We start from the raw sequence: 9075 nt of genomic DNA, 5'->3' as shown, positions 1-9075 counted from the left end.
CACTTCGTATTACGTCCAAGTGAGCTCGGGGATGTTCCGGGATGGAGCGGGGCAAGGGTTTGGCGGCATCTATGGACCCGGATTGTGGAGCTTCCGGACGGCGGACCAAACGGCCCCGCAGATGGTGAGCAAGAGTCCGGAAGGCAGCGGAGCGATGTTAGTTTCAGGGCTGAGCATGACGTTTAACGAACCGGTGCAGTGGGGAACGGGGGACGTCATTGTACGTGAGGCCCTGGATGGCCGCATAGCAAGACAAGTCCGCGTGTCGAGCGGTATGTTTACAACCGGCTACGGAACCTTGAATGGAGACAGAGCGGACCTGTATCTGGACGGCGGACTGGAAGAGGGAACATCGTACTACGTGGAAGTGACGCCGGGAACGCTTATGGACCACAGCGGCAACCCGTTCGCGGGCATCCAGGGGTCGAGCGGGTGGACGTTTAGAACTTTACCTCAAACTCCGAGTAAAGTATCTGATAGAACAAGAAATTCCGGTTCCGTTACCCCAACTTCAGTTCCTTCGCTCACGGCGCAAGGAGGGATACTGGTTAATGCAAAAAAAACAACCACGATAACTGAAGCAGGTGAGCGGACGACGTTAGATATTAAAGAGGACGATCTGACCAAGGAGTTACACAAAAATAAGCTTTTGTTAAATGAATCCCAAACCTTAATGATAGATACAGCCCAATATGGGTCAAATATTATAGTTAATCTGCCTATGAGCTCTTTCCGCATTTCAGAGGCATTAGGAAATCTGCGCATTGGATTTGGTTCTTCAGAGGCTCAATATTTCCTGCCGGCAGAACTAATCCAACAATGGGCGGAGACTTATAACGACGATACATTGTCTATCCAAATCACCAAATTGGAAAATGAGACAAAGTCATTGATTCAAGGCATGGTTGTTAATGAAAAAGCAGTGCAAGCCGAACCCGGACCTACTGAATTTTTGGTTCGTGCCGGTCAACGGGAGATTTCCGATTTTTCAAATAAATATGTTGAGCGAAAACTCCTATTGCGCGAAACGGTTTCCGCAAAAAATTCAACAGCGGTATGGATGAATCCTGAAACGAATCGTTTGCATTTTGTTCCTTCACTCTTTGAAAATGAGGACGGGGCTACGGAGGTTACTATAAAGACAGCTCACAACAGTATTTATACCGTAATCTCGGCAGATAAAAAATTCTCGGATATGAATGGCCATTGGGCATACGATGATGTGGAATTAATGGCAAATAAGCTTATTTTACAGGGCGTAACCCCTGAAAAATTCGATCCGAACCGGCCGATAACCCGTAGCGAATTTGTCGCATTAATTGTAAGAGGGTTAGGATTACAAGAAGACTCGGAGTCAGAGCCGTTTTCGGACGTAACCGCCAACGATTGGCATGCAGGCAGTATTGGAGCGGCAATAAAAGCAGGATTGGTGCAGGGGAACGAGAATAGCGAATTCCTTCCCAATGCCCCTATAACTCGGGAGGAAATCGCTCTAATCGCTGAAAAAGCGCTGGAGTATGTTAAAGGAACCGGGGAAAGGGAAGGTTCGAATGCTCCTTACCTACCTGCATACAAAGATGAGGGCACGGTATCCCTTTGTGCGAAGAGTGCTATGAACCAGGCCATAAATCAGGGGTTGATCCAAGGGAAATCCACAGATACCCTTGCCCCGAAAGAACACGCGACTCGAGCAGAGGCAGCTTCAGTCATCAAGAGATTGTTAAGGTTATTGAAATTTATAGACTAATAGTCGGGACTAAAGCCGGAAAAGCTAAAGAGAGATAGAATCAGGCGAAGGCATGATTGTTGAAGAGTTGATTCAGAAGAAAGACCTCCAGCCGCTGCTGAACAAGCGGGACCGGAGGTCTTTTGCTGTTCTAACAGGTTTTCTTATTTGTTGTCAAAGGATTACCTGGTCCTTGACAGCCGCCATGGCATATTTTTTGCTGGCTTTGGGCCTCTATTTCGGACAAATCCCCATTGAGTGTTTTTAAACTGGTTAAAAACAAGCCGGCGCAAGAACCAAGTATCGGAAGTAGTCCAGCGGCCAGAAACAACATCTGCACGCCATAGCGTTCCGCTACCGCACTGCCAACAAAAGCCCCTATAGGCTGCAGGGCTCCTCCAATCAGAAAACGGATGGCATTGACCCGCCCCTGAAGCTGGCCGGGAACGAGCTTGCCATGCAAAGAAGAACTCAGAGCGCCGAAAAAGGGGGTGGAAGCACCAAACGCAAACAGTACGATCAGGGCGATCGGGTAGCTGTGCACAAATCCCAAGATCATGTTGAAGAAACCCATGGCGGCAAGACTTGAGATCATCACCATTCTTCGCCGGTTGATTTCTCCTATTATCGAAACGACTGCGAGCCCGGTCAAAGTGCCAAATGCTGTAGCGGCCGTAAGGGTCCCCATGGCTGCGGCATCCCGGTGCAAAACTTCGCTGACATAGGGAACCATCATCGTCCATATGGCTACGGAGCACATGTTGCTGATCGAGACCATCCCCATAATGACTAGCATCGGCGGAAATTGCCTGTAAAAGACGAACCCTTCGGTGATTTCCCGGAGATAAGCAGCAATAGAAGGGTTGGATGGAGCTTTGCCGTTGTGAAGTGTTTTCGGCAGGAGCAGCAACATGACAATGGCCGCTATATAACACAGGGCATTAACACCCAAAGCCGGAAGCGTGCCCACACTGGCAACCACGGCTCCGGCCATCGCCGGGCCGATCAAAGCTACCGCGTTCCTGCAGCCGTCGATAAGCGCAAAAGCACGGGTTAGCTTGCGGGAGTTCACGGCATCCGGCACGAGGGCCATGGCGGTCGGCATAAACAAGGCGGAACATGAACCGCTAAGTCCTGCCGCCAGGAACAAGTGCCAAAGCTGGAGCTGGCCGATCAGACCGGCGAACAGCGGCAGGATAATGGCGGCTAACCGTACGGTAGCCAAAGTGGCCATGAGGCGGTTGCGAGGCCAACGGTCGGAAAGCGGAGAACCAAGAAGGCGGAGGACCAGCTCAGGAATTCCGGAGGATAACGCAAGCGCCCCCATAGCCAGTTTCGATCCGGTGATCTCATATACGAGCCATTCCATGGAAAGTAAACCGAAGGCATCGCCGAAACCGCTCAGGGCGATGGTGGAAAGCAGCCCGTAATAACTATGCTTTTGCTTTTTCACAAACCCCCCCCTGTTCCTCTGTATCCATGCGGGCAGGTGCATTATGGCGGAGATAGGCGTTGATTTGAAGGGGCAGAGAGTTCACGGCCTCGCCGCGCAAGCTGTATTCCACGGATTTGGACTCCAAGTACTTGGTATGATAGTGCACGACGATCAGTCCCGCGGCCCGCAGTGCGATTAAGTGGTAATGAATCGTGCTTTTGGATAAAGCAATCTCGCGTACGATTTCTGTAAAAGTCATCCGCTTGCGGGACAACAAGTGGAGAATACGCAACCGGGTTTCATCCGATAGCGCTTTGGTTAACCTGAGAAGGCTTGGGGAAGGATACCCGGGCGCCTCGGGGAAAAGGTCGCAGGAATAACTGGTGAACACAATCGAATCGAAGAAGCTGGAAGTAACAAGCGGACGGTAGTGATACTGAGGAGTCAATACGACTTGTTTGAGTTCCTCGCCGGGGTATAGCCGCATCCCTCCTGTCGCTTGCTCATATATTTCCATACTGTCCGTTTCGTGAAGCCGGGAATTCAGTGAAACAGCCTCTTGTTGCAGTCCCTCGAGAATCCGCGAATCAATCCGGCAGAAATAACGCAAATCCCATTCCCGCAAAACTTCGGAAGCCAAATTTCGCAATTCCGCGAGATTGGAGGGGACTGTCTGTCCGCACGCCGCCGATATGTCAAATAACTGGCCCATAGATAGACCTTCGAACCAATCCAAAAAGCCACTGACCGTACGGGGGGCGGGGCATTTCCAAATAAACGGAGATAGACTGAAGTCACTCAAGAGTTTGACTGTATCCCGCATCTTGTACAAACTTACGGGGGCAAACAGATCCTGAACCTCTCGGACCCAGGTCTTTCCGGCATCGATCGAGCCATGGCTTTGTTTGTTAAAAAAAGCGGTCAGACTTGTTACACACTCATAAACGGGAGCAAAATCCACTTCGATTTTAAAAGACATAGGGACCAGATTCCTTTCTCTGCATTTATATGTTCGATAAATATAGAACATAATTTAAGTTCTATATTAATATAACTAAAATCGATTGGCAACAAAAAAACCGTCCAAGCGCACATTCGCACTTGGACGGTTCTTTCGTAAAGTTGTTTTACAGCGACTTTAGATACTCGACGATCGTCAAGAGTCCTTTATCGAAGTTTTCGAGATTGAAATGCTCGTTCGGCGCGTGCAGATTCTCGTCCGGGAGTCCGAAGCCCATCATCACGGACGGAGCCGACAGAACGCGGGACAACGTCTCGACGATCGGAATCGAGCCGCCGTCTTTCGTGAACAGGGCGCGGGTACCGTAGATGCGCCCGTAGGCGTCGGCCGCCTTTTGCAGCATCGGATCGGCGGGATCGATCGTAAAGGCGCGGGCTTTCTCGGTAGCCGTCACCTTAAGAGTAGCGCCCGGCTGCAGGTGCGCATGCAAATGCGCCGCGATCTTATCGATAATATCCTGCGGATCCTGCTCGCCCACCAGGCGGCAAGTGATTTTGGCGTGGGCTTCTTTCGGCAGCACCGTCTTGGTCCCTTCGCCCTGGAAGCCGCCGTACATTCCGTTGATTTCCAGGGTAGGGCGGGCGCCGGTACGTTCGACAAAGGAGTAGCCTTCTTCCCCGTACAGGGCACCTAGGCCCAAGTCGCTCTTCAATTTGTCTTCATCAAATTGCAGCTTGGCGAACTCTTCCCGTTCCATCGCGGTTAGTTCGGGAACGCCTTTGTAGAAGCCTTCCACGGCGACGCGGCCCTTCTCGTCGTGTAGCGAATCCAGCAAAGACACGAGCGCATGCAGCGCATTAGGCACCCCGCCGCCGAACGTGCCCGAGTGGAGGTCGGTGTTCGCGGTGAACACCGATACTTCCAGGGCGCAGAGCCCGCGGAGGCCGATGCAGATCGCCGGTTTTCCCGGCGCCAGCAGCGCGGTGTCCGAAATCAGAATGACGTCGGCCGCCAGCTTGTCCTTGTGCGAGTCCAGGAAGCCGGGCAGATTCGGGCTTGTCACTTCTTCTTCGCCTTCGATGCAGAATTTGAGGTTGACCGGCAGTTCCTTTTCCTCTTTTAAGATGGCCTCGGCCGCCTTGATGTGCATGAAGACTTGCCCTTTGTCGTCCGTTGCCCCGCGGGCATACAGCTTCCCGTCGCGAATCGACGGCTCGAAGGGAGGCGTCTCCCATAAATGAAGGGGATCAACCGGTTGAACGTCATAATGTCCATAAACGAGGACGGTCGGCTTGCCGGGGGCGTGCAAATGCTCCGCGTAGATTACAGGGTGGCCGTCCGTCGGATGAATTTCGACGTTTTCCATACCGGCGCGCCGCAGCGCATCGGCAACCCATTCCGCCGCTTTCAGCATGTCGCCCTTATGCTCGGACAAGGCGGAAATGCTCGGGATGGCGAGCAATTCTCCGAGCTCTTTTAAATGTTCTTCTCTTTTACTTTGAAAATAAGCTTGATATTCCATGAAGTCAGCTTCCTCCCGACCAGTGTATTCTCCCTTATTTTACACCTTTTCTTTCCATAACACGAATGCGAGTATGGCTTTTGCGGGGGGGACATTAAAATAAACTTAAAAAAATCCGGCTTATTTTTAGGAATCCTTAAGGTAATCCGGGCATAATTCTGATAAAGTCATAAGAGATGCATTAGCAAGAGCAGCGTCAATAAATGAAGGGAGTCAATCGACGAATGGATGAAAAAGAGAAAAAAGAATGGGAAGTAGACCCGGAGCAGCCGGAAGAGGGCCGGGAACCGGCAGCGGACGGACAAGCCTCCGTTCAGAATACAGAGGAGAATACGGGGACAGAAAATTTTGAGCCCGTAACGGAAGAAAAGGATGCCGCCACGCCGGAAAATCGCAACATCGCGGAGACTAATGAAGCCCCCGCCGGTGTTAACTTGGCGCAGTCGGAAACCTTAACGATGTTGAGCGCGGTGAGCGGAGAGGAACCCGCGGCGGACGCTCCTAATACAGGCGGAAAAGCCGGCAAAGTATGGCCGATCGTTTCCCTTGTGTTGGCGGTACTCCTGGTCGTTGTGCTGGTCAAGCCTCCTTTCGTCCCGAATAAAGCCGAGGCCGTGGCTACCGTTAACGGCAAAGAGATTACAAAAGATCAGCTGTATGACGAGCTGTCCAAAGCCGGGGGAGCCGAAGCGACGCTGGATATGCTGATCACGAAGGAATTGGTTCATCAGGAAGCCGCCAAGAAGAACATCGCCGTTACGGCGGCCGATATCGACAAGGAGATCGAAACCTACAAGAAAAATTTCGGCTCGGAGGAAAACCTGAATCTAGCCTTGAGCCAAAACGGCATGACAATGGAGCTATTGCGCGAGAACATCGAAATGAACCAACTGCTCACCAAAATTCTTGAACCTCAGGTTAAAGTGACCGATGAGCAGATCAAGCAGGCATTTGAAGAGAATAAAGCAAGCTTCGATACGCCGGAGCAGGTACGCGCCTCCGTTATCTTGGTCAAAACGGAAGCGGAAGCCAATGAGATTTTAAAAGATTTGAAAGCGGGCAAAGACTTCGCGGAGCTGGCGAAGAGCAAATCGTTGGATGAAGCGACGAAGGCGAGCGGCGGAGACACCGACTTTTTCGCGCGCGGCGAGCGGGAAGAAGCGGTGGAGAATGCGGCGTTCAAGCTGGCCAAGGACGAAGTCAGCGGCGCGGTGAAGACAAGCGAAGGCTATCAGGTTATCAAGGTAACGGACCGGAAGGAAGCTCATACCGCCACGCTGGAAGAGAAGAAAGAAGAAATCCGCAAAACTCTCGTGTCACAGCAAGTGGCCCAACTGAGCGGCACGTGGCTGGAAGAAATCCGCGGCAAAGCGGACATCAAGAACACCTTGACGGATCAGCCGGAGAAAGCGGCGGAAAAGACTCCTGCGGCGAAATAAAAAAGATTGCAGCAGCCGAATCAATAGTTCAATTTATATACCCGGAAAAAGGCCGCTTGGAACAGACACTGTTCCGGCGGTCTTTTTCGATTTTTGTCCTTTGTTTCGGAGGGAGTCAGGAGGTACAATTAAAGCTATGGACCAAACAGACAGATGACACGGTCAAAGGAACGGGGAGGAGACGAGAATGGCGGAATGGTTTGAGGAAAGTTTTGGCGAAGATTATTTGCTCGTATATAAACACCGGGATGTGCAAGGGGCAAAGCGGGAAGTACATAAAATGATCGCTTGGCTGGGACTGCCGGAAGGCGCCAAGGTACTGGACCTGTGCTGCGGAATGGGACGGCATTCCCTGGCTCTCGCCGAATCGGGCTACGAGGTGACGGGGATCGATTTGTCCGAGGTGCTGCTTCGGGAAGCGCGCAGGAACGATCCGGAAGGCCGGGTCACCTGGCTGCAGGCGGACATGCGGAAATTACCGCTTCCGGGCGGTTTTGACGCGGTCGTCAACCTGTTCAGCTCTTTCGGTTATTTTGAGCAAGACGAAGAGCACGTCAAGGTTCTGCGAGAGATCTGCAGGATGCTGAAGCCGCGGGGGCGGTTTATTATCGACTTTTTGAACCCGTCGTATACGGCGGCGCATTTGGTTCCCGCCTCGCAGCGGGTCGATGACGGCCAGCGGATTGACGAGAAGCGGGCGATTGAGAACGGTTATGTGAAAAAATGGATCACTATCACGAACGAGACCAACCCAGGGGAAAAGCCCCGGCATTATCTGGAGCGAATTAAGATGTATTCGCGGGAGACTTTTGAGGCGATGCTGACGGAAGCGGGCCTCATGCTGGAGCAAGTCCACGGCGGCTACGAGGAGGAGCTCTATGATCCCGAGCGGTCGTCCCGGATGATCATGGTGGGGAGGCGGGCATGATTCACGGGTCCGATTTCGAAAGGTTTGATGAAGAAGAACTGGTCCGGATCCGGATTCCGATGGCTCCGCCGCTCCGCTGGGTCAACAGCTACCTTCTTCGCGGACCGGAAGGCGTCACGATCGTCGATCCCGGCCCGCGGTCGGAAGCTTCCGAAGCGAGTTGGCGGGCGGCTTGGCACGCGCTCGGCACATCCCCCGATGAGGTCGTGTCCATCGTGCTGACCCACCACCATCCCGACCACTACGGGCTAGCCGGGCACCTGCAATCACTCACCGGAGCAAAGGTATATATGTCCGAACGGGCATACGAGGAAACGCTGCGGATGTGGGGAGCGGACAGCACGATGAATGAAGTGCTGCCGAGCCTGTACCTGCGGCATGGCATGCCGGAGGCCTGGTGCGGGCAACTGCCGGCCCACCTGCAGAGCTTTGTTGCGCAGGTGACGCCATCGCCTTCCGTCACTTTCCTGAAGGAAGGCGACGATGTGGTCATGGGCGGACGGAGCTGGACGGCGATCGAGACCGGGGGGCACGCCCCGGGACATCTGTCGTATTATGACGAAGAGCGCAGGCTGATCCTTTGCGGCGATGCCGTCTTACCGCAAATATCGCCCAATGTAAGCCTGCTGCCGGGCAGCGATCCGCAGCCGCTGCAGACCTTCATGGCGTCGTTGGCCAAACTTCGGGCGGTGGAGGTGGCCAAAGCGTTTCCCGGCCACCGGAATCCGTTCCCCCATTTCGCGGAACGGTGCGCGGCGCTGATCGCCCATCATGAGGAGCGGCTTGCCATGATCGAAGCGCTGCTGGCCCGGCGGGAGATGAGCGGCTTCGAAGTCTGCGCCACGCTCTTCGGGACGGACCTGGGCATCCACCAGATGCGTTTCGCCATGTCGGAAGCGCTGGCGCATCTGGTGGAGCTGGTCCGTCAAGGTCGGGCGCTCGAAGCCGCCGATCTGGCCGGGACCGTGATTTACCGGCTTGCCTAATCCCTAATAAACGGGAAAACCACCAGTTAATTTGGCCTTGAAAAGGCAGTACCTCCCTTCATTTCCGATGAGGGCGGT

General features: G+C 53.4%; 8 protein-coding genes. 5 read left to right on the top strand and 3 right to left on the bottom strand.

Going from position 1 to position 9075, the window contains the following annotated elements; genetic code table 11:
• Together V4U88_RS26745 and V4U88_RS26740 are read left to right on the top strand one after the other, a co-directional pair.
• Positions 1 to 186 (top strand): hypothetical protein (locus tag V4U88_RS26745; RefSeq protein ID WP_334076223.1); only part of this gene is annotated, 186 nt, incomplete at its 5' end.
• On the top strand, positions 122 to 1747 hold the full coding sequence (locus V4U88_RS26740; RefSeq protein WP_334076222.1) for an S-layer homology domain-containing protein: 1626 nt from the start codon (positions 122 to 124) through the stop codon (positions 1745 to 1747). The genes V4U88_RS26745 and V4U88_RS26740, both read left to right, overlap by 65 nt.
• Positions 1748 to 1877: 130 nt before the next feature.
• On the opposite strand, the gene V4U88_RS26735 is transcribed toward V4U88_RS26740, so the two are convergent.
• The 3 genes from V4U88_RS26735 to V4U88_RS26725 form a co-directional block, all read right to left on the bottom strand.
• A complete protein-coding gene (locus V4U88_RS26735) occupies positions 1878 to 3179 on the bottom strand; it encodes an MFS transporter (RefSeq protein ID WP_334076221.1) in 1302 nt (433 codons plus the stop codon).
• The gene (locus V4U88_RS26730; protein WP_334076220.1) at positions 3160 to 4140 is read right to left on the bottom strand and encodes an ArsR/SmtB family transcription factor; all 981 of its coding nucleotides are present in this window, start codon (positions 4138 to 4140) and stop codon (positions 3160 to 3162) included. Before V4U88_RS26730 ends, V4U88_RS26735 begins: the two co-directional genes overlap by 20 nt.
• 148 nt (positions 4141 to 4288) lie before the next feature.
• Positions 4289 to 5644, bottom strand: a complete 1356-nt coding sequence (locus V4U88_RS26725; RefSeq protein ID WP_334076219.1) for a dipeptidase — start codon at positions 5642 to 5644, stop codon at positions 4289 to 4291.
• A gap of 224 nt (positions 5645 to 5868) precedes the next feature.
• Here V4U88_RS26725 and V4U88_RS26720 point away from each other — a divergent pair, with 224 nt between their 5' ends.
• The 3 genes from V4U88_RS26720 (at position 5869) to V4U88_RS26710 (ending at position 8997) form a co-directional block, all read left to right on the top strand.
• Positions 5869 to 7083, top strand: coding sequence for a peptidylprolyl isomerase (locus tag V4U88_RS26720; RefSeq protein WP_334076218.1), 1215 nt, complete (start codon positions 5869 to 5871; stop codon positions 7081 to 7083).
• 187 nt (positions 7084 to 7270) lie between these two features.
• Positions 7271 to 8011, top strand: a complete 741-nt coding sequence (locus V4U88_RS26715) for a class I SAM-dependent methyltransferase (protein WP_334076217.1) — start codon at positions 7271 to 7273, stop codon at positions 8009 to 8011.
• Positions 8008 to 8997: an MBL fold metallo-hydrolase gene (locus V4U88_RS26710; RefSeq protein WP_334076216.1), complete on the top strand. Its 990-nt coding sequence runs from the start codon at positions 8008 to 8010 to the stop codon at positions 8995 to 8997. Before V4U88_RS26715 ends, V4U88_RS26710 begins: the two co-directional genes overlap by 4 nt.
• Positions 8998 to 9075 lie beyond the last annotated feature (78 nt).

Origin of the sequence: Paenibacillus sp. A14 (genome assembly GCF_036864815.1) — a bacterium.
Classification (GTDB): domain Bacteria; phylum Bacillota; class Bacilli; order Paenibacillales; family Paenibacillaceae; genus Fontibacillus; species Fontibacillus sanfengchensis.
This window is presented reverse-complemented; position numbering and strand designations above follow the sequence as displayed.